Source organism: Rothia nasimurium, from assembly GCF_928392795.1.
Classification (GTDB): Bacteria; Actinomycetota; Actinomycetes; order Actinomycetales; family Micrococcaceae; genus Rothia; species Rothia nasimurium_F.
Map to the genome: position 1 here is coordinate 93,075 of NZ_CAKMTJ010000002.1, position 20,120 is coordinate 113,194.

15 protein-coding genes are annotated in these 20,120 nt (G+C 60.4%); 6 read left to right on the forward strand and 9 right to left on the reverse strand.

The window, feature by feature from the left end; genetic code table 11:
- Window positions 1–96: 96 nt before the first annotated feature.
- Window positions 97–714, reverse strand: a complete 618-nt coding sequence (locus tag L6963_RS03280) for a lytic transglycosylase domain-containing protein (RefSeq protein WP_237206969.1) — start codon at window positions 712–714, stop codon at window positions 97–99.
- Window positions 715–855: 141 nt separating this feature from the next.
- The gene (locus L6963_RS03285) at window positions 856–3,687 is read right to left on the reverse strand and encodes a multicopper oxidase domain-containing protein (protein ID WP_237206970.1); all 2,832 of its coding nucleotides are present in this window, start codon (window positions 3,685–3,687) and stop codon (window positions 856–858) included.
- 199 nt (window positions 3,688–3,886) lie between these two features.
- Between L6963_RS03285 and L6963_RS03290 the strand changes: the two genes are divergently transcribed.
- A complete protein-coding gene (locus L6963_RS03290; RefSeq protein ID WP_237206971.1) occupies window positions 3,887–4,390 on the forward strand; it encodes a DUF456 domain-containing protein in 504 nt (167 codons plus the stop codon).
- A gap of 20 nt (window positions 4,391–4,410) precedes the next feature.
- Here the strand turns inward: L6963_RS03290 and L6963_RS03295 are convergent, their stop codons facing one another.
- Window positions 4,411–5,565 carry an McrC family protein gene (locus tag L6963_RS03295; protein ID WP_237205431.1) on the reverse strand — a complete coding sequence of 385 codons (1,155 nt, stop codon included), beginning with the start codon at window positions 5,563–5,565 and terminating at the stop codon, window positions 4,411–4,413.
- 7 nt (window positions 5,566–5,572) lie between these two features.
- Window positions 5,573–7,282, reverse strand: a complete 1,710-nt coding sequence (locus L6963_RS03300; protein ID WP_237206972.1) for an McrB family protein — start codon at window positions 7,280–7,282, stop codon at window positions 5,573–5,575.
- 174 nt (window positions 7,283–7,456) lie between these two features.
- Here L6963_RS03300 and L6963_RS03305 point away from each other — a divergent pair, with 174 nt between their 5' ends.
- The 4 genes from L6963_RS03305 (at window position 7,457) to L6963_RS03320 (ending at window position 11,803) form a co-directional block, all read left to right on the forward strand.
- Window positions 7,457–7,978 (forward strand): hypothetical protein, encoded by a 522-nt coding sequence (locus L6963_RS03305; protein ID WP_237206973.1) that lies wholly within the window; start codon window positions 7,457–7,459, stop codon window positions 7,976–7,978.
- 6 nt (window positions 7,979–7,984) lie between these two features.
- Complete coding sequence (locus L6963_RS03310) at window positions 7,985–9,262, forward strand: glycosyltransferase 87 family protein (RefSeq protein ID WP_237206974.1); 1,278 nt, start codon at window positions 7,985–7,987, stop codon at window positions 9,260–9,262.
- Between the two features lie 77 nt (window positions 9,263–9,339).
- Window positions 9,340–10,488, forward strand: coding sequence for a CPBP family intramembrane glutamic endopeptidase (locus L6963_RS03315; protein ID WP_237206975.1), 1,149 nt, complete (start codon window positions 9,340–9,342; stop codon window positions 10,486–10,488).
- A 10-nt stretch (window positions 10,489–10,498) separates the two neighbouring features.
- Entirely contained in the window at window positions 10,499–11,803 is a 1,305-nt protein-coding gene (locus L6963_RS03320; RefSeq protein ID WP_237206976.1) for a M18 family aminopeptidase, read from the forward strand.
- A 179-nt stretch (window positions 11,804–11,982) separates the two neighbouring features.
- Here the strand turns inward: L6963_RS03320 and L6963_RS03325 are convergent, their stop codons facing one another.
- Both L6963_RS03325 and L6963_RS03330 read right to left on the reverse strand, forming a co-directional pair.
- Window positions 11,983–12,348 (reverse strand): GNAT family N-acetyltransferase, encoded by a 366-nt coding sequence (locus tag L6963_RS03325; RefSeq protein WP_237206977.1) that lies wholly within the window; start codon window positions 12,346–12,348, stop codon window positions 11,983–11,985.
- A gap of 68 nt (window positions 12,349–12,416) precedes the next feature.
- Complete coding sequence (locus L6963_RS03330) at window positions 12,417–12,872, reverse strand: carboxymuconolactone decarboxylase family protein (protein ID WP_237206978.1); 456 nt, start codon at window positions 12,870–12,872, stop codon at window positions 12,417–12,419.
- 104 nt (window positions 12,873–12,976) lie between these two features.
- Between L6963_RS03330 and L6963_RS03335 the strand changes: the two genes are divergently transcribed.
- A complete protein-coding gene (locus tag L6963_RS03335) occupies window positions 12,977–13,714 on the forward strand; it encodes a phosphatase PAP2 family protein (protein ID WP_237206979.1) in 738 nt (245 codons plus the stop codon).
- Here the strand turns inward: L6963_RS03335 and L6963_RS03340 are convergent.
- The 3 genes from L6963_RS03340 to L6963_RS11795 all read right to left on the reverse strand — a co-directional run bounded on the left by L6963_RS03340 (window position 13,702) and on the right by L6963_RS11795 (window position 19,968).
- Window positions 13,702–14,970, reverse strand: coding sequence for an ATP-binding protein (locus L6963_RS03340; protein ID WP_237206980.1), 1,269 nt, complete (start codon window positions 14,968–14,970; stop codon window positions 13,702–13,704). The genes L6963_RS03335 and L6963_RS03340 overlap by 13 nt on opposite strands.
- An 89-nt stretch (window positions 14,971–15,059) precedes the next feature.
- Entirely contained in the window at window positions 15,060–15,884 is an 825-nt protein-coding gene (gene nadE, locus L6963_RS03345) for an ammonia-dependent NAD(+) synthetase (protein ID WP_237206981.1), read from the reverse strand.
- A gap of 190 nt (window positions 15,885–16,074) precedes the next feature.
- Complete coding sequence (locus L6963_RS11795) at window positions 16,075–19,968, reverse strand: S8 family serine peptidase (protein WP_272878944.1); 3,894 nt, start codon at window positions 19,966–19,968, stop codon at window positions 16,075–16,077.
- Window positions 19,969–20,120 lie beyond the last annotated feature (152 nt).

Genomic DNA, 20,120 nt, shown 5'->3' on the forward strand with positions numbered 1-20,120 from the left:
AGATTTATTTCCTCGCGCGCTCGGAATCTGCTGGGCTTCATCAAGCGTGAGCCTGCAGAACCTTTTGCTGAGCCCCATATGTATTTTACGGCTCTCCTAGCGCACCAGGGTAGCCTGCTTGAACTCGGGGTCAGGCGCGCAGGTGACCGCGTATTTAGTGGCAGCCAGCTCGTCGATTTTGACCACGTAGTTCTGGGTTTCAAAATAGGGCGGGATACCGCCAAATTCCTCCACGGCACCGGGCCCGGCGTTGTAGCCTGCCAGCACAATATCCTGAAGTGAAGTTTCAGCCGAGGCATAGGGGGCTAGGCGCTCAGAAAGATAGGCCAGGTAGCGGCCCTGGGCGGCGATGGAGTCTTCGGGGCTGTTGATATCGCCCTCGCCCCAGATGTCCCAGGTGTCTTGGGTGAACTGGGCTAGGCCGTGGGCGCCTGCGTGGGACTGGGCGGTGGTGACCCAGCCTGATTCGGTTTCTAGCTGGGCTGCCAGCACGCCTGCGCGGAAACCAGAAACCTGGGCGGCAGCTTCAATGTCGTCCCGCAGTTCTGTGGGGGCGTAGGTCAGGTCGGTCTGCCCGCAGTAGTCCTCGTAGGTAGCAGAAAGCCCCACGACACCGGCCGACATCAGCACCGCTGATGCCACAATCTGCCAGTGCGCGACCAGCCCCGCGCCGATGCGCAGGGCTAGGTTGGGCTTGGTGCGTTCACTTGTCATCAGGTCAAGACTACTTGAAAACCCTCCTACCCGTCAGGCGCTCACCCGCCCTACACGCCCTAGGGTGATGCACCCAACCCCGGCACTCGGGGCTACTGCCAGATGCCCGTTGGTGGCGGCGTCCGCGACTTTAAGCCAGCTCTAGCTGTCGGTGACGACAATCTGCCCGCGGGCCCCGCGTTCGGCGGCGGCAAAGTTGTGGTTGACGAAGGTGTAGGTGCCCGGCTCGGTAAAGACCATTTCGACGAAGCCGCCCTGGGCGGCTGAAAGATCGAGGGCTTGGGCGCCGCCCCCGCTGGAGCCAAATGCGTCTACGCCGTTCTGTAGCAGGTATCCGCCTTCCTTGTAGACCGTGTCGAACTGGCTACCCACCACATGGAAGCTCAGCTCCCCGTTGGGCCCGGCGTTGAGCACCCAGATGCGTACGCGCTCGCCCGCGCGGGCGGTGAGCGGGTCGCGCAGGTACTGGGTGGCGTGCCCGTTGAAGAGGGTGAGGGTAGGGGTGCCTGCTGCCAGCCCCTCGGGTGAGATGTCGGTGAGGACGCCTTCACTCGGCTCGGCGGTGGAACTTTGGCTGTTAGTGGCTTCGGTCAGTGCCACCTCGGACTGCACCAGCAGGTATTCGCGGTCTACCTCGGGCAGGTCGGCGGGGTCGATAATAACCGCACCAAACATGCCCGCTGCCAGATGGGCGCTCATGGGCATGGTGGAGCAGTGGTAGAGCCAGATACCTGAGCGTACGGCCTCAAAACGGTAGGTGAGAGATTCGCCGGGGGCGATGGTGCGCATGACCTCATCGGGGGAGACTGTTCCGGCGTGGAAGTCTACCGAGTGACCCATGCTGCCATTGTTGACGAGTGTAATTTCAAAAATATCGCCCACTCGCCCGCGCAGGGTGGGGCCCATGTAGGAGCCGTTGAAGGTCCAGGCGTTGAGGTTGACCCCGGGGGCGATTTCGCGGGGGAGTTCCTGCACATCCAGGGTCTGGCGGTGCACGGTGCGGCCGTCGATGCTTTCACCGTCGGCTACGGGAGCCAGGGTGGCGTCGCGGGTCTGGTAGCTTTCAGAGATATCGCCCTGCAGGTCAATATCGCTTGAAGCAAGGGTTGAGTTACTCGCGCTGTGCCCGGCATGGGCTGAGCCGCTACTGTCGCTGGACCCTGTCTGGGTGGCGTCCGCCCCGCTTGCTACCACCGTGAAGGTCATGCCCATAGCCTTGTGCCCGACCACTGAGCACCAGCCCTCTAGGTCACCGGTGACGATGCCGACGTCCACGCTCTTGGTTGCCCCGGGGTCGATGCGGCCGGTGGAGGTTCCGTTGGAGAAGGTCAGGTCGTGGGCGTTCTTGGTGTCGGTGTTGGTGACCTCAATGACCAGGCGGTTGCCTACCGGCACCTCTGCGGTGTCGGGGGTAAAGCGCATGTCGGCGGTGGCTTCGACGGCCAGGGTGGTGGTCTGGCCGGTGGCGCTCCCGGCGGACGCTGGCGCGGCAAGTCGGGCGCGGGCCGCCGGGTCAACCGCGACCCCTAAGGCTACGATCAGAGCCACAGCCAGGGCGCCGATGAGGGCATTGCGCAGGTGGGGTACGGGAGTCGGCGCGAGCGCCTCGGGGTCGGGGGTGGGCGCCTCACCGCGGGCTCGGGCCTGAATCATGGCCTTGCGTGCACTGACGGAGGCCCGCACCCCGCGCATCATGAGGGGGATGAAGGTGAAGAGGGTAAAGGCTCCGAGCAGGGAGGCGCCGGTGCGTACCCAGGAGCCGGTGAGGGAAACCGGCAGGATGAAGATGAGCAGGGAGAGGTTGACCATGACGGTGCGGCCCGCGGCGAAACGGTTGAACTCCTTGTTGGCGGCGCGGACGGCCTTGGGGCCGCCGCCCATACGGGCAGGCAGTAGGTAGGTCATGGCACCCAACAGGGTCTGAGCCAGGAAACCGGCAACAAATATGGGGGTGACCGGGCGCAGGGTCAGGGAATCAAAGGGGGAGGTAGCGACCAGATAGGCAGAGAAAAGGACGCCCGCGGTCAGCCAGACCATACCGGCAGCTACCGAGAAAGTTGCGTAGTCGGCAGGCTTCTTGGCGGCAGCAGTGCGCACCATGAGGGCAAGAACTAGCCCCAGGGCACCGGCATAGAGCAGCAGGCCGGCAACAGCCAGCCAGGTGAGACCTGCCAGGGCACCGGCCACAGTGAGCCCCAACCCCGCGCACAGGCCTGCCAGGGCGCGGGTGGAGCGGACGACGGCGTCCGGCACCATGACCGTGCGCAGCATGGTCGGCCAGAGGGTCATCAGGGTACCCACCACCGTGATACCCACAAAGCCCAGCACATTGATAGCCTCGTGGGCCAGCAAAAGACGGCCGTGCCAGGTGGCACTCAACCCGTCATAGGCCAGCAGGGCACCAAAAGTAGCACCCACCGGCAGGAGCCAGGACGCCGCAATGTAGTAGCGAATCGTCACCCCAAAGCGGGCAGGCAGGGCAGAACGCATCTGCTGCAGCAGGGCAACCCCGTGCCAGGTCACCGCAGCGCCCACACCCACCGATCCGAGCACCGTCAGCGGGTAGAGAGAAAAGACCACACCCACCATCAGCACCACCATCGAGGCGTTGAGGGCATAGATACGGGCCAGCTGCACCGGTCGAGCGGTATCGGGGAGCTTGTGCTTGAGTAGGGCCTCGGTGAAATGCTGGGACCACACCAGAATCGAGTTGGTGATGAGACCCAGGGTGACCATGTGAACCATCAGCCAAAGGGACTCTGGAATCCACCGGTGGGTCATGAGCACAATGAACAGGGCGAACATCCACAGGGACACCGGCTTAGAGGCCCTGCGGTGCCAGGTGCGGCGGCCGGTGGCGATATCGCGGGCCTGCCGGTCGGTGATAGGTGCGCCGGGAGCGTCGAGCGGACGCGCCCCCAGGGTCAGCTGCTCGCGGTAACCGGGCCGGGGTGCGGCGTCCTTATCTGGCATCTCTACTCCAAAACTTGTATGCGTAATGCTGATTATATCAGTGTGGTTTTACGATGAGATAGCTAAGCATTGGGCATACCTCTGCCTATCGACCCTCTTGCTCCTCGCCTGGGGGCTCGTCGCAATTCACGCCAGCCCCGGCCAATAGGCTTCGGTATGCCCAATGCTTGCTAGTAACCGCACCGGTAAACTGAACAGTATGACCCTAGCTATCGTGATAACCCTTATATCCGCCCTGCTGATTGGCCTAGGCATCGTAGGTATTGTCTACCCTATTTTGCCCGGCTCCTTCGCAGTTCTCGGTGGCACCCTGCTGTGGGGGCTGACCCTGCGCGGGCCTGAGGGCTGGTGGCTACTGGGTTTAGGTCTACCCATCCTGCTTGCGGGTATGGCCGCCCAGGCTGTACTGACGGGCAAAACCCTCAAACAGCGGGCCATCCCTAACCGCTCAATCCTCTGGGGCGTGCTCGGCGCGGTCATTGGTATGTTCGTCATCCCCGTCGTTGGCCTCTTCGTTGGCTTTGCTCTTGCCCTGCTGCTGAGCGAGACCGTGCGCAACCAGGGCGATATCGCCACCTCCGCGGGAAGTACCCTGGCTGCCCTCAAATCGATGGGCATCGGCATTCTCATCGAACTAGCCGCCGCCCTGACCACCGGCACCATCTTCACGATCTGCGCCATCATCTACTTCATCACCGCCTAGGTACACCCCGGTGCCCGCATCTATTGAGTGAGAAGGTCGGTTATTTGCGCTAGGACCTCGGTTGGGGGAGCGCTCAGGTCGATACCGCGAACATGAATCCGTTTGCCCACCTCAGTCGTCAACACCTCGGGTTCTGCGTGTTCACCATAGATAAGGGTGACATCCTCCAGTTTCAGGGTGTCAGCGTAGGCGTTGAGCTGGTAGATATCGCTGAGTGTGGGATTAGCCCGCTTGTATTTCGTGTCCATCGCAAATCGGATCCTGTGGTGGTTCTTTACGATGATATCGGGGCGGATGTTTCGCCTTTCACCCGTGTCACTACTCACAAACGGAGTGGAAAGTTGACCTTGCACCATAAAATCTGAGGTCTGCTGTTGGAGAGCTTTGACCACGAAGCCTTCAAAGAGCTGAGGCATATTCAGAAGAAACCCTCGGGCAGGAATACTCCCTAGGGCGGTGTCGATACCTCGATGGCTAAGAAAGATACCGGCAAGATTAAGCGCTTTTTGATAAGACGCAGTGAGTCTTGCCCCCTGGTAAGCGGGCAGAGGCTGACCCGGGTGAAGAGGGGCTACCCCGATAAAGCGTGACAGGAGAGCACGAATTCGTGGCAGAAGCTGCACAGCCCCGTCATCATGAGGCACTAACATTTCTGCTTCAATGAGGGCAGAGAGCAGAATACGGTTCTCAGATATATTGTTGCTGTACTCGTCGAATGAGACCTCAAGAGGGTAAAGCATGCCATGATGGCGGCTGAACTGTTCTGCGGTTCTTATCCTGCCACGGAGATAGGGTAAGGACTCTTCGGCGTGCCAGTAGCCACTGATGAGCCCCTGACGAGTAGCGTCTTCAATGAGGGTGCATAAAAGGCTTATCATGGCTGAGGTCAATGTCTGCCCTTCAAGGGCTACCTCCTCGGGGCGCCAGTCAATACCGGTAGATGAGTAATCGAGCATCCAGAGCAGGGATCGTATGGGGAGCTTGGGCTCAATATGAATGACAAGGTTATCAACAGCCACGATTCCAGCTACATTCTCGACCTGTAAGTCGTAGGTTCCTGGAACATAGCTGGGCTGTACGGAGGCAATTTTCTGGTCGATGAGCCAGCGAGCCTGGGGCGTTGAGAGTTCAACAGCCCGGTGGGCTCCTGCTTCTTTGAGCTTGAGGGAACGCATAGGTTTTTTACTGAGCTAGTTCAGAGAGAATGGTGTTTAACGCAAAGCGTTCCCGGGTGCCGGTCTGCCCGTAGAAGTATTCGTCCAGAAGTGGCAGAATCTCTGAGTCCCAAATAAGTTTGAGTCCTTCTTCGGTAAAGGCCTCCTTACGCATGAAGTACGACGGACCAACTTTAAGATCTGGGTTGGGGATTCGCCGGTTGAGTTCTTTCCACGCATCAAGGACAGCACCTGAAAGGTTTTGCTTGCGAGCCCACAGCTCAAGGACGTTGGCTGTCGGCTCTTGTTCTGGGTGGAGATTGAAGAATGCAAATCGGCGGCGCATGGCTGAATCAACGAGAGCGATTGACCGGTCTGCGGTGTTCATCGTGCCAATGATGTAGAGATTAGCTGGTAGCGAGAACTGGTCTTGGGAGTACATGAGGTCTACGGCGTGGTCACGGTATTCCAAGAGAAAGTAGAGTTCACCGAAGATACGTGCTAAATTACCTCGATTGATTTCGTCGATAATAAGGAAGAAATTTTGGTCAGGTTGCTCAGCCGCGGCTTCGGCTAGTTGCCTTAAAGGTCCCTGCCGTAACTGTAGTGAAGTGGTGCCACTGACATGGTCGAGTACTGGGCGGAAGCCTTCAAAAAAGTCTTCATAGGTGTAGGCCGGGTGAAACTGAACGAGTTTGACTCGGTTTTCAGCCCCGGCGAGAATTCGTGCAAGACGACGCGCCAGATATGTTTTACCGGTACCCGGTGGGCCTTGCAAAATCACCTGATGGCGCTGGCCAAGTACACTGATAAAGCGATCAAGCCACTGCTGGGAGACGTTGAGGTTGTTCGCAGTTTTGTCGGGCAGCATGAGTTCTGGAGTTGGTTCTATGGCTTCACCACTCATATCGGTGGTGTCTGTAGCTGATACTTGCTGATCGCTGGTATCGCTGCTTGCCTCGCCAGCCCACTCTTCGCTATCGAGGTAGAAGTGCCAGTCCTCAGAGCGACGTTCTTCAGCGATTCGCTGACGAATAAGGGCAGCCTGTCGTTGCCATGAGAGGTCTTGCTCATCGTCTTCGAGCTGACCTACAAAGTGTGTAGTGATTTTTCTGAGATGGTCAGTTGAAATAATTGGCTCAAAAAATTGTGGTGCTAGAAGGTAGCAGAGGGCTTTTTGAAACCCCGCGTACCCCTTGCCTTCTACATCATCTACTAAGGAGTAGATAGTATTCTCAATTTCGTCTGGAGTTGAGAGCCGTCGTTGACGCTCCTCTAAGGAGAGGCGGCTAAAAGCTTGGCCGAACTGAATCGCAAAAACGAAGTGTCCCCACCGGTAGTTGTTGTATCCAAGACCTCCATTAAAAATGCCGGCTCGAAGTGTAGTTGTAATTTCTCGGGTTAAACCAACGGCAGGGTCGCAGCCGGCAAGTACAGAGTTAATATTCTCTAGCTTGCGCTCTTGACCAACGTTTCCAAGGGGGAGCATATCGAGAATATAAATTTCAGCAAATAGCTGCCGAGCTTGTGAAGTCACACCGCTGAGTTGAATGTTGATTTTACTTTCAAAAGATCCTCTGGTCTCATCCAAACTGAGAACATACGCATTGTAGAGCTCATCGAAATATTGAGGAATCCATATGCGCTCGCCGGTCAGAATCGACTGTTGACCGATGAGGGAAATATCTTTGAACTGTTGGGCAAGGGCTTCTACTGCCTCATAATTCCCGTATGCCATGGATATCCTTTCGTCAGTATTGATATAAAGCTACCCTTCTTGACGATGCAGAACTAGAACATCAAGTAATTTCTGGAAGAATTACTTCTCAAGATTCTGGAGAATATGTGAAAGCGCAGGTGGCGCTCAAACAGCCCACAGCCTCAGCGAAGCTACCCGGTAAACTATTGACCCGTGAAAACACTTCCTGCATCCCTACTCCTTGCCGCCACCGCCATCGTCCAGGCCCTCGGCATCTTCCGCTACACCGAAGACACCATGGCTCTTTCCGGCCAAATCTTCTTCCCCGTCCTCTTTGCGCTTATGGCCATCTACATCACCTGGCGCAACACTGAGAACAACGGCGCCTTCCCCCTGGCTCACATCATCATTGCCGCCCTAGCTGTCGTTGCCCTGGGAGCCACCATCGCCGGATGGAGCGCCAGCCTCTACTACTTCTACCCCTCCTACTACGTCTTCTACGCAGCGCTGGCCCTGCTCGTGAGTGAACTAGCCCTGCGCATTGCCGCCCTGCCCAAGAAGCCCGCCGCTGAATCCTCCGAGAAGGTCGGCCGCCGCCTGCCCGGCCGCGCCAAGACTAAGCGCGGCACCAACCTGGTCGCCGTCCGCAAGACCGCAGACCAGGACGCCACCAGCCCCGCCCCTGCCCAGCAGACAGACACCGGCGCGGCGGCGTCCGCCCCCACCGAAAAGTAGCCGCAGGTGCCCCTCTTTAGCCTCACCGATCGCCTACCCGCACGGAACATCATCTGGCCGGCCCTCACCGGCCTCTTCTTCGTAGCGGTCATGCAGTGGCACATCCGCCACTCCATGATCCTCAACGGCCAAGACTTCGAGGTCTACCGCACCGGCGCAGGCGTGGTCTTCGGCGACCTCTACCCCGGCAAAACCCTCTACAACTACTACCTCGAGGACGGGCAGCCCATCACCCTGCCCTTCACCTACCCGCCCTTCGCGGTCATGGTCTTCGCCCCCTTCGCCTTCCTCCCCCTGTGGGCAGGCGCCGGGCTCATGACCCTGCTGGCCGTGCTTGCAGCCCTGTGGGTATCGGTGCTCATTCTCAACCACGCGCGCGCTCGCGGTATCACCGTTCCCGGGGAAGCCCTGCTGGGGAGCCGCTCACTGGTTGTGGTGCTGGCTACCTGCATCACCATGTTCAGCCCCTGGGACCGCGGTATTGGACTAGCTCAGATCAACGCCCTGATCCTGCTGCTGGTGCTCATTGACCTGCTGCGCCCGGCAACCAGAGTACCCCGCGGCGTGCTCATCGGTCTTGCCGGTGGCATCAAGCTCACCCCGCTAGCCTTCGGCCTGATTTTGCTCATGCGCCGGGACATCAAGGGCGTGCTCACCCTGGGAGCCACCTTCGCAGCTACGGTTGCCGCCGGTTTCATCTTCATGCCAGCCACCGCCCGCGAGTTCTGGTTCTTTGCAATCTCAGACCCCTCCCGCGTAGGCAATATCGCTTATGTGGATAACATCTCCACCCTGGGCTGGCTCCTGCACCTGGGCCTGGTTGAGGGGCCGCTCCTGTCGGCCCTGCGCTACGGTCTTATCCTTGCCCTGCTGGTGGGTGTAGCCTACCTGATTCCGGTGCTGCACCGCCGCGGCATGGTGCTCTCCCAGATAGCCCTCAACGGGTTTCTCATGATGGCCATGTCGCCCATTTCTTGGTCCCACCACAACATCTGGCTACCCTTACTGATTGCCGCCTTCTGGCTGGACGCCTTCCCCACCTTCTTCACCCTCGCCCCCCGCGCGGTACGCCTACTGGCCGGTGCCCTAACGATCATCGGCTTCGCCGGGCTCATCTACGGACCCATGCGCATTGGCATTCGCCTCGACCCCACCACCCACAACCTCGACGAGCTCAGCAGAACTGCCCTGGCGGCGTCCTCTGCCCCCATCATCTGCCTCACCGCAGCGGTGCTGCTCTGGGTAGCGGTTGCGGTGCGCTACCGGCGGGCCCTGGCTGTCTAGCGCCTCGGACCGGTTTATGACGCGGACGCCCGCCCTCCCCTTGCACGGGGTAGGGCGGGTTTCGCTAGGGTAGAGGCATGAGCACTCCCAACGACCCGTACATTCCCTGGCAAACACCTGCCCACCACCCAGCGCAGGGTGCAGCACCCGGTGCCGCACCGGCGTCCGCCCACGTGCAGGAGCAGGTGCCCCACCCGCTTGCATCTCACCCCAACCCGGTACCCCTGCCGCCGGTCGGCTGGCGACCCGGCTACCGGCAAGAGAAGCAGGATCTGGGCTATCACCGGCTCTCCCACGCCGACCCTAAAGGTGCCTGGTGGAAGCCCCTGGTTGAAGCCGTCATCGGGGTACCGCTCTACCTGGTGCTCTCCCTGCTGTTGGTGGTTGCCTTCTCCTTTGTGCTCCTGCTGGGTCTTGACCCTGCCCTGCCCGCTGATCCCAGCTACCTCCTGCTTGCCGCAAGCTCAGAAATCCTTGAGCAAGATGCCCTGCGCAGCCCCGCTACCTTCGTCTTCCTTTTTGGGTCGGTAGCACTCATGTTCCCAGCTCTCTGGGGCGCCCGCCTGATTCTGGGGCCCAAGCCCTGGGGGCTGATTCACTCGGTCGCCGGGCGTATGCGCTGGGGCTGGCTGGCAACCTGCTGTGGTCTAGCGGCTCTGCTCGTTGTGGTTCTGCCCCTGGCCTTCGATCTTGCTGTGGGAGCCCGCTATATTCCCAGCACCAGCCTACCTACCGGCGGCCTGATCGCCATGCTGGTGGCCATTATCCTGGTCGTACCGGTGCAGGCCTACGCCGAAGAGCTGGTCTTCCGCGGCTACCTCATGCAGACTATCGGCCGCTGGCTCAAACACCCGGCCTGGGCAATTATTATCCCCGCCCCGCTCTTTATGCTGGGGCACCTCTACGACCTGTGGGGCCAGCTTTCCGTGCTGGTCATGGGCCTGGCTGCCGGGTACATTACCTGGCGCACCGGCGGGCTCGAAGCGGCTATTGCTCTGCACGTGGTGAATAACCTGCTGGCTATGAGCTTTGGTGTGCTGGGCATGGCTGACCCCTTCCTGCAGCAGGGCTCTACCGTGGGCATGTTTATCTCGGCACTGGTATCGAACGGCCTATTCGTGCTGGTAGTTATCTGGGTGGCCCGTAAGAAGGGCATAGAACGCACCCGTACCGCCCAGGTATGGGTCAAGGGCGGCCACCCTGAGGGCGCACAGCCTGTCCGGTAAAATGTGGTCTATGACTCTTTCACAGACTTTCGATGCCCGAGCCAATATTGATGATTTAGCTGCCTTTGTGACCGCCTCCCCCACCTCCTTCCACGCAGCGGCTGAAGCTGCCCGCCGCCTGACCGCAGCCGGCTTCACCGAGCTGAGTGAGCAGGACGCCTGGGGCAGCTCAGCTGCGACCGGCAAGCACTTCGTGGTGCGCGATGGTGCCATCATCGCCTGGGCCGGTAGTGCTCAGCATGAGAGCTACCGGGTGCTGGGGGCTCACACCGATTCCCCCGGCTTCAAGGTCAAGCCCAAGTCCTCGGTGCGCACCCTGACCTGGAACCAGGTGGGGGTCGAAGTCTACGGCGGGCCCCTGCTCAACTCCTGGCTGGACCGCGAACTGCGCCTAGCCGGGCGTCTCACCGTCCTGGTCGACGGGGTACTCGAAACCCGTCTGGTCGCCACCGGGCCGATTGCCCGCGTCCCCCAGCTCGCCATCCATCTGGACCGCGCCGCCAACGAGGGCCTCAAACTCGACAAGCAGGGCAACCTCTACCCCGTCTGGGGCTTCGGCGACTCCACCGGCGACGTGCTCGCCTACCTGGCCGAACGCGCCGAGGGTGGGGCCGTTGACCCCGAAAGCATCGTGGGCTATGACCTCATGTTCGCCGACGCCGCCGAACCCCGCGTCTTCGGTGAGAACGACGAGCTCTTTGCGTCGGGCCGCCTGGACAACCTCAGCTCCGTCCACGCCGGCATCACCGCCCTGATCCGCTACGCCGAGGCCGGGGTAGAATCGGCTCAGACCGCCGTGCTCGCCGCCTTTGATCACGAAGAAATCGGCTCAGAATCGCGTTCCGGGGCCGCTGGGCCCTTCCTTGAGGACGTCCTGGTTCGGCTCTCCGAAGCCCGCGGCGAGTCCGCTGAAGCCTACCGCCGCTCCATCTCTGAGTCGGTCTGTCTCTCCTCGGATGCTGGCCACCTGGTGCACCCCAACTACGCCGGGCACCATGACCCGACCGTCCGCCCCGTGCCCGGCGGCGGGCCCCTGCTCAAAATCAACGCCAACCAGCGCTACGCCACCGACGCCGTCGGCGCCGGAATCTTCGCCCAGGCATGCGCCCTAGCCGAGGTACCCTACCAGGAGTTCGTCTCCAACAACAATGTGCCCTGCGGTTCCACTATCGGTCCCATCACCGCCACCCGCCTGGGTATGCGCACCGTGGACGTCGGCGTCGGCCTGCTCTCCATGCACTCGGCCCGCGAACTCACCACCGTAGCCGACATGGCCCACCTGACCCGCGCGATTGAGGGGTTCTACCGGGTCTAACGCGGAAAGAAGCGACGAAGGTTGCGGGCCGAGGGGGCAGGCAGAGGTGCCTAGGCCCGCAACCATTCTTTCGCCTCGCCCTGGAGGGCTCGTCGAAATTCATCGCCAGCCCCGATCCACGCGGGCCGACGGCACTCCGCCTGCCCCTCGCGCCTGGCCAGTTCTGAAGGGGCTAAGTTTTAGCCACGCATAGCCTGTGCCAAAAAGCGCAGGTGGGCAGGTTCGGGCTTGCGGGTCTTCTCGGCATAGTCGGGGTGCTTCTCCAACCAGGCCTTGATGTAGGGGCAGACAATGACCGGCTCGTACCCGGCCTCAATGGCCTGGTCCAGGGCGCTTTTGACGAGCTTGGAGGCCAGCCCGTGCCCGCCGAATTCCTCCTTGACCACGGTGTGGGGGAAGATACGCTGGCTGCCCCCGCCCTCGGTGTAGGTGAAGAACTCGGTGAAGCCCGCCGGACTGCCGGAGCTATCGGCAAAAATCTCGTAGGCGCCGCGGCCACTTTCTTCGCGTTCGGTAATAACTGGGTTTTCAAGGGTTGCGTTCATGGGGAAGTCCTTTCATCGGGTTTACCTACCTCAACACTTTGCCTGATCAGGTATTCCCGGGCGGGTGGTTAGGCCGGGTGCTGGGACATGATAGAGATACGGTTAGCTGCGTTCATCGAAATCGCCAGCCACTGCACGGCGCTGTACTGCTCATCGGTCAGCACGCCCCGGGCGTAGGTGCGGGCAAAATCGCGGTCCTCGGGGCAGGGAAGCTTGGTCACCGTCTCAGCCAAAAAGAGGGCAGCCTTTTCAGTCAGGCTATATTCGCTGCTTTCCTCCCAGACGCTCACCAGAGCCCGGCGGTTCTCGCTCAGCCCGGCCTTAATAGCGCGTTTGGTGTGCACCTTCAGGCAGTAGGCACAGCCATTAATCTGTGAAACGCGCAGGCAGACCAGCTCAATCAGCTGGTCATCAAGCCCCGCTGCACGGGCAGAAGCACCGGCCTGCTTGCTGAGGGCACCAAAAGCTGCCCAAGCTGCCGGGTCGGACTTATCAAGATAAAACTCTTTGGGTATATCAGACATAGCACCAGCTTACTGGCCCGGCTCTCTAGCAGGCTGGCAGCTAGACGGGAGGGCCCGGGGCGAGCCGGTATCCTAGAGGGTGCTCCCGTCAAGAGAGGTACCCCGTGAACCACAGTCCCCAACAGCCCCGCCCAGGTGGGGTGCGCGTCCGTCCGCCCGCAGAACACCAGGACGCCCCCACCCGAGTCCCTGCCCTCGGCGAGCTGGCGGGGCTCGGCCCCTACCTAGCCCGCACTAGCCTAGCGGGTCTACTGGTGTTTGTGGCCATGTGGCTGGTCAACGCCCAGGCCCTTACGAACCCTATCGACGATGCCATCTGGCAGGCATCGCTGACCTGGCGCACCGCTGCACTCGATACCTTTTTCTCGGCGCTCACCCAGGCTTTTAATACCCTGCCCATGACAATCTATGTGCTGGTAGCCTTGGGAATCTTCACCTGGCTCTACCGCTCTACCTGGCCCCTCATCGGCCTGGGTGCCACCATGGTCCTGGCCCCGCTGGCCGTCACCGTCCTCAAAAATCTGATGGACCGCCCTCGCCCCTCCCTTACCCACCGCCTGGTGGAGGAGCTAACTTTTTCTTTCCCTTCGGGGCATTCCACCAGCACCGCTGCCTTCTGCGCTGCCCTCTTTCTGACCGCCTACCCCGCCCTGACACAGCGAGGACGCCGCGCCCTGGGGGTAGGGCTCGGCGTCCTGGCGGTAACGATCGGGTTTTCCCGTATCTATGTGGGGGTGCACTGGGCAAGCGATGTGCTAGGCGGCCTAGCTTTGGGGCTAGCCATCGCCTGCTTGGTCCACCTAGTTCTGATTACTCCTTATACCAAGAATCAAAAATCGTGACCGGGGTGGTGCGTCTCAACGCGTGGATGCGCCCACAGCGCTGATATCGGAAGAACATGAAGCCAGGGCTCGGGGGAAAAAGCCAGTTCACCAGTATAAAGAACAGCTGCTGCTGCGACCCTGTCGCCTAACCGCTCCTTCATAGCCTGAAGATGCCCAGCTTGCCTTACACCAGCGACAGACCGGCTCTTCACCTCGAGGAGGATAAGACGACCATCGTTGAGTTCTAGGACCAGGTCAACCTCTTGGTTGCGTTCCCGGAAATGATGCACACGGAAGGCCGTATCGCTCCATTCTTGCTGCTTGAGCAGCTCATTGGTGACAAACTGTTCCAGTAAAGAGCCATAGTGTTCTCTTCCCCCAACGGTTGAAATTTTATCTAGGGTGAACCCGTTCAATGATGCTGCTAAACCGGTGTCTATTAACCCGACTTTAGGGCGTCGGATAACCCGAGAGCCATAGTTGAGACCCCAAGCGGGGGCCTCTTCTAGCAGATACATGCGTTGAAGCAACCCGATGTATTTGTTCACGGTAGTTTCACTGGTGCCTAGATGCTGAGCTATTCGGCGTTTGACGAGCTCATGGGCTCCGTGAGTTGCAAGATAGCTCATAAGGTTTCGGAGATGTGCTGAAAAATCTCCTTCTTCAATTTCTGCGGCATCATGAGTAGCTAATGCGTCAACATAGTTAGTGAACCACGACCGTTTAGTGCGTTCGCTGGTGCGGAGCAGAGGTACAGGATAACCGCCCCTCAGGACGAAGGGAGCGGGGTCCTGGGCGGTGAAGTCGCCTTGTGCTCCGGCAAGAACCCAGCTGACAAAATCTTCAGGGGGTAGTGAGAGCTGTTCACCGACACTCAGGGGGCGAAGCGTCACTGACTCTTGACGCCCTGCCAGTGAATCACCAGAACCCCGTGTTTTGAGAAGGTTAGCTGAGCCCGTAATGATAAAACGCCCCGGGCGCCGGTCCTGGTCAACGGCCGCTTTGAGTTGCAAGGTCAGTTCAGGAACACGCTGGAGCTCATCAATCACGAGGGTGTGCCCATTGGCCTGCTGTAGAAATCTAGCGGGATCAGCCTGAGCGAATTCTCGTTGACCGGCATCATCAAGCGTAACGACGGTTGATTTTTCTCCGGCGAGTTGTTGCGCCAAGGTAGATTTCCCCACCTGCCTGGCCCCTTGGATGACCATAATGGGGGTATCTAAAAGGAGCTCTTGGCAGATGGGGTAAAGATGGCGTGGGAAGGGGGTGGTCATACTCCTTATTTTAGAGAGTGCGTGGAGATTTACCACCCTTGGAATGGATATTTGCCACCTTCAACGTGGAGATTTGCCACCTCTGAATATTACTGCTTATACCAAGAATCAAAAATTGTGACCGGGGTAGTGCGCTTGTGGCGTGACCGCAGGAACCTGCCCTCGATATTTTCTGCTGCCGCCGGGGCGATGTCCTTACCCTCTAGATAGTCATCAATCTGGTCATAGGTAACGCCAAGCTCGTCCTCGTCGGTGCGGCCGGGCTTGCCGTCGAGCAGATCGGCGGTGGGTACTTTCTCCCACAGGCGGGTATCAGCGCCCAGCACCTTGAGCAGGGCCCGGTTTTGGCGCTTATTCAGACCAAAGAGGGGCATGATATCCGCCCCGCCGTCACCGAACTTGGTGAAGAAACCGGTGACAGCCTCAGCGCCGTGGTCGGTGCCGACCACCAGTAGGTTCTTCTCACCAGCCAGGGCATACTGGGCGATCATGCGGGCCCGGGCCTTGACGTTGCCCTTATTGAAGTCAGCGATGGGGCGGCCGGTAGCGGTAGCAAAAGCGGACTCGAAGCCGTCCACGGCCTCGGCGATGTTGTAGGTGACGGTCTGCTGGGGCATGATGAAGCGCAGGGCTGCCTGGGCGTCGTCCTCATCGGCCTGCACCTTGTAGGGCAGACGGACGGCGATGAACTCGGCCTCGACGCCCTCTAGCTCCAGCTGCTCCACGGCCAGCTGGCACAGGCGTCCGGCCAGGGTGGAATCCATCCCACCTGAAATGCCCAGCACAAAGCCGCGGGTGCCGGTGGCCTTGAGATAATCCACGAGGAATTGGACGCGCTTGCGCACCTCCTCGGTGGGGTCGATGGAGGGCTTCACGCCCAGTTCTTCAATGATGTGAGCCTGTAAATCGCGCATGACTCTATGCTACTGCCCTCTACCGGCAGGCCCCCAGATGGCGCGTAACGCGGCGGTTAAATCTGAAACGTCCCCTGGAACCCAAAAGCAGGTGCCCCCTTTCTCATCCGGGAAAGGGGGCACCTGGTGGGCATAACTACCGCAAGGATAGCCGCTCAGTGAGGAGCTTGGCTGCTTTTCTAAGGCTTGCCTAGCGTACCTTGCTCAGAATGTTCTGGTCGTAGCGGTAGATGAAGGCTGCCATGGCGCCGCGCTCAACGGGCTGGAGGGGACGATAGGTGTTATCTTCCCAACCGGTGCTCAGCTTGGTGGACTTCATCCAGCTGATTTCCTTATGGAACTGGGTGCCAGCAGGAACATCTGCAAAGTCCTCTACGGCGCTGACGTCAGGTGAGCCAGCCATGCGGTAGAAGAAGGCTGCCATGGCGTCACGGTTGACGGGCTGGTTGGGGCGGTAGGTGCCGTCAGCCCAACCGGTGGAAAGGCCGGTAGCGTGCATCCAGGCAATTTCCTTGTAGAACTGGTGGCTGGTGGGCACATCAGTGAAGGGTGAAACGCTCGGTGCGGTGAACTGCGGGGAGCCTGCCAGGCGGTAGAAGAAGGCTGCCATGGCGTCACGGTTCACCGACGCGTCGGGGCGGAAGGTTCCGTCAGTCCAGCCGGTGGTGATGCCGCGCTGGGCCAGCCAGGAGATTTCCTTGTGGAACTGGTGGTCCTCAGGAACGTCCTTGAAGCGGGGGGCGTTCACCTTGGGCGCTGCGTAGCTGCCTGCATTGACGATCTCGGCGCGTCCGCCGTCCTCACCCGGCTTGATACCGCTCAAGTCGCCGGTTGCGTTGTGCAGGTGCAGGAAGAGGGCCTGGGCCTTGTTATCGGTGCCACGGTAGGCAACCAGCTCAGTTTCGGGTGAATCAACGAACAGGCCGTTGCCGATCTTCTGGTCTGAGCCGAAAGCGAGGTCGGGTACGAAGGGGCTGTAGGTAATCCATCCGGTGGTGTCCAGCAGGGTGTCGTGGCCGTGGGCCATGGTGTAGACAGCGTAGCGGAAGGAATCCAGGGTGTCCTTGGTGATACCCAGCTTGGTCAGGTTGAGGGGGATAACCATGGCGTTGTTGTCCATGATGTTGGTGTCAACGTCGCCCCAGGTGCCGTTAATCGGTACGATTTCGACGACCTTGCGGGTCCAGTTTTCGGTTGCTGTCACGATAGCGACGGGGTAGTCCACACCAGGAATACGCTGAGTAACGATGGAGTACTCGGCGGCGTTGTCGCCGTTGGTGTCAATCTCGATGACGAAGCCGACAGCAGGGTTGATGGTTTCCCAGTTAGCCCAGGTAGAGATACCGAAGGTGACGAAGGTGTCCTGGTCGGTGGTGTCTGTGTAGAGCTGGTGGGCGAAGTTGCTGTTAGCACCAACGTACTGCAGGTCACCTGCCTGTGCTGAGGGCAGGCCCAGGGTGCTGGTCTGCTGGCGGGGGCTTGAGAAGCCCAGCTCGAATGCGCCGAGGGCTGAGGTGTAGCCGCCCTGGTTGAGTGCATTGCCCTTGAGAGTGACGTTAGCGGTTTCTTCGAAGGGTTCGAAGAAGATGTTTCCGTCGACGCTCATCGCTGAGACAGGCTTGGGCGCTACCTGGACGGGGGCACGGAGCTGGGTGTCACCGTCGGTGAGGGTCAGGCGGGAGGACAGGGAGGAGATGTACTGGCGGGCTACCTCGGTGCCGTCGCTGGAGTTGGTGTGGGTTTCTTCGGTGGAAGGGTCGAGTTCCTTGGCCAGCTGGGAGCCGTCGATGGTGACGGTCACGGGGATGGAGGCGGTGCCGCCGGGGGCGACGGTGACGGTTTCAGGGGCGGTGAGGGCAACGCCCTTGAGGGTGTTGCTGCCGGTGAAACCAACCTGGAAGGTGCGGGTGGTGGTGCCCAGGTTCTCTACGGTGAAGTTCCGGGTGAGGGTCTGGGTGTCGCCGGGGGCTACTTCAACGACGCCGAAGCTTACAGAGACCTGTTCCTTGCGGTCGGCGTTGTAGAGCAGGACGTCATTGGTGACGGCCTTGAGGGCGTCGATACGGCCTGAGCCAACACGCTCTACGGTGAAGATGTCGCCGTCTTCGTCACGGAGGTCGTGGACGGCGGTGTTCATGATGGTTGCCTTGAGGTCGGCGGGGCTGTAGCTCTGGTTTGCTTCCAGGACGAGGGCCGCGATGCCGGCTGCGTGAGGGGCTGCCATGGAGGTGCCGGTCATGGTTGCGAAGGCGCTACCGCCGCCAGCTGCTGCTGAGCGGATGGAGGTGCCGGGGGCTGCTACGTCCGGCTTGGTGAAGCCCTTGGAGCCGTGCTGGCCACGGGAGGTTGAGGGGTTCAGGGTGTCCTTGGCGTTGGTGTCGCGGATGACGCTGCCGATCATGTCGAAGCCCAGCTTGATGGTAACGTTTTCACCGGCTGCGATGGTGTTGCGGACACGCTCGGCGTCGTCGCGGGTCAGGCGGATACCGGGGATGGTAGCGTTACCACCAATGGAGTTGGTTTCTTCCTGGACGCGGGAGGCGAGGACAACGCCCTTACCGCCGGCTTGCTGGATATTGTTGAAGCGGACGGCTGAGCCGCAGGGGAAGACGTTGTTTTCGTCGGCCCAGTCGATGAAGACCCATTTGCCGCCGAAGTTGACGTCTGCGGGGTAGGGTTCGCAGGCGTAGGGGTTGGCGGCGGTGGTCATGACGACTTCACCGGTGAGTTTGGTTTGGTCGGTGACGAAGCCGTAGCCGTAGCTGGCGCTGTAGTCGCCGGTAACAGGGCCTGCAATGCTAGCAGGGGAGAGGATTTCGGCACGGTCGGCGTAGGAGGTTGAGCCAACGGAGTTCGCCACGGCCAGGGAAGGCACGTTGTTGGCGGGGTTGCCGAGGATGTTGTAGGTGTCGCCTTCACCCAGGTTGGCGTTGGCGTTACCTGCTGCGGTGACGGTGAGGACGCCGTTGCGGTAGAGGGCGTCCATGATGGCGTTTTCGGGGTCGTCGATGGGGCCGAAGTCGGTGCCCAGGGAGAGGTTGACGATATCTGCCTTGTCGGAGTAATCGCCGTCGCCGTTGGGGTCGAGGGAGCTGTCGAGGGCCTGGCCGGTGAGGGCGGTGCCGCCGCTGCAGCCGAAGACTCGGAAGGCAAGGAGTTTGGCTTCGGGTGCTGAGCCGGGGCCGATTTTCATGCCCTTGACCTGGTCAGCTTCGAGGGTCTTGTAGTCACCGTCAAAGGTGGTGCCGTCGGCATTGACACCGTAGCCGAGGGCGGTACCTGCAACGTGGGTGCCGTGACCTGCGAGGGAGCAGTCGATGGGGTTGGTGTCCGGCTTGGGCTTGTTGCCGCCGTTGTAGCTGTCGCCTGCGAAGTCGTAGCCGCCAACGTACTTTTCGGGGTCGTAGAGGCCGGAGTCTGCAGCGGGCATGTCGGTGCTACGGATTGCTGTTTCGTAGGCTTCGATGGTGCCGGGGCCACCGAAGGTTGAGTGGGTGTAGTCCACGCCGGTGTCTACGACGGCGATGGTGACGTCTTTACCGGTCTTGCCGGTGTTGACCCAGGTGTTGACGGTGTCGGTATCAAGGTCAATAGCCGCATTGGTGCGTTCCTTGGTGACAATGCGGGAGATCTTGGCGACGTCACTGCGCTGGGCCAGGGCACGGATTGCTTCTGCATCGCCGCTGAGGGCTACACCTCGTAGGGTGTTGTGGGCGGTGTAGAGGATCTCTGCGCCTGATTCAGCTGCTGCTGAGGTGGCCTGGCCTTGGACTCGCTGGGCGATAGCCTGCACCTGGGCTTGGGCATTGATGGGCTCGCGCTTGCCTGCGCGGACGTCGGCAGGCTGGGTTGCTTCAAAGGCGCCGTTGCCCTTGAACTGGACGAAGACGGTGACGTTACCTTCAGCGTCGAGGAGGTCTGCACCGAGCTTGGAATCGGTGAGGCCTTGCAGGGTCGCTGTGTTGAGCTGGGCGGGGTCGATTGCCTGAGCTGGGGGTGAGACAAGCGGCAGGGCAAGGGACAGGCCCAGCAAGACTGCAGCGCTACCCCGAGCTGCTTTCTTGTGGAAGGAAGATGCTTTCATGGGATTCCTTAGGTGTGCATGTTCTACATATATGAGTGGTATGTATCACTATCTAATAAGCGGTCTGCAGGGGTTCTGTGTCAAGTGTTTTGCAAAAACAACGTGATTTTGAAGTGCTGGCGTAACACAGAAATACATATGCTTATGGGGTG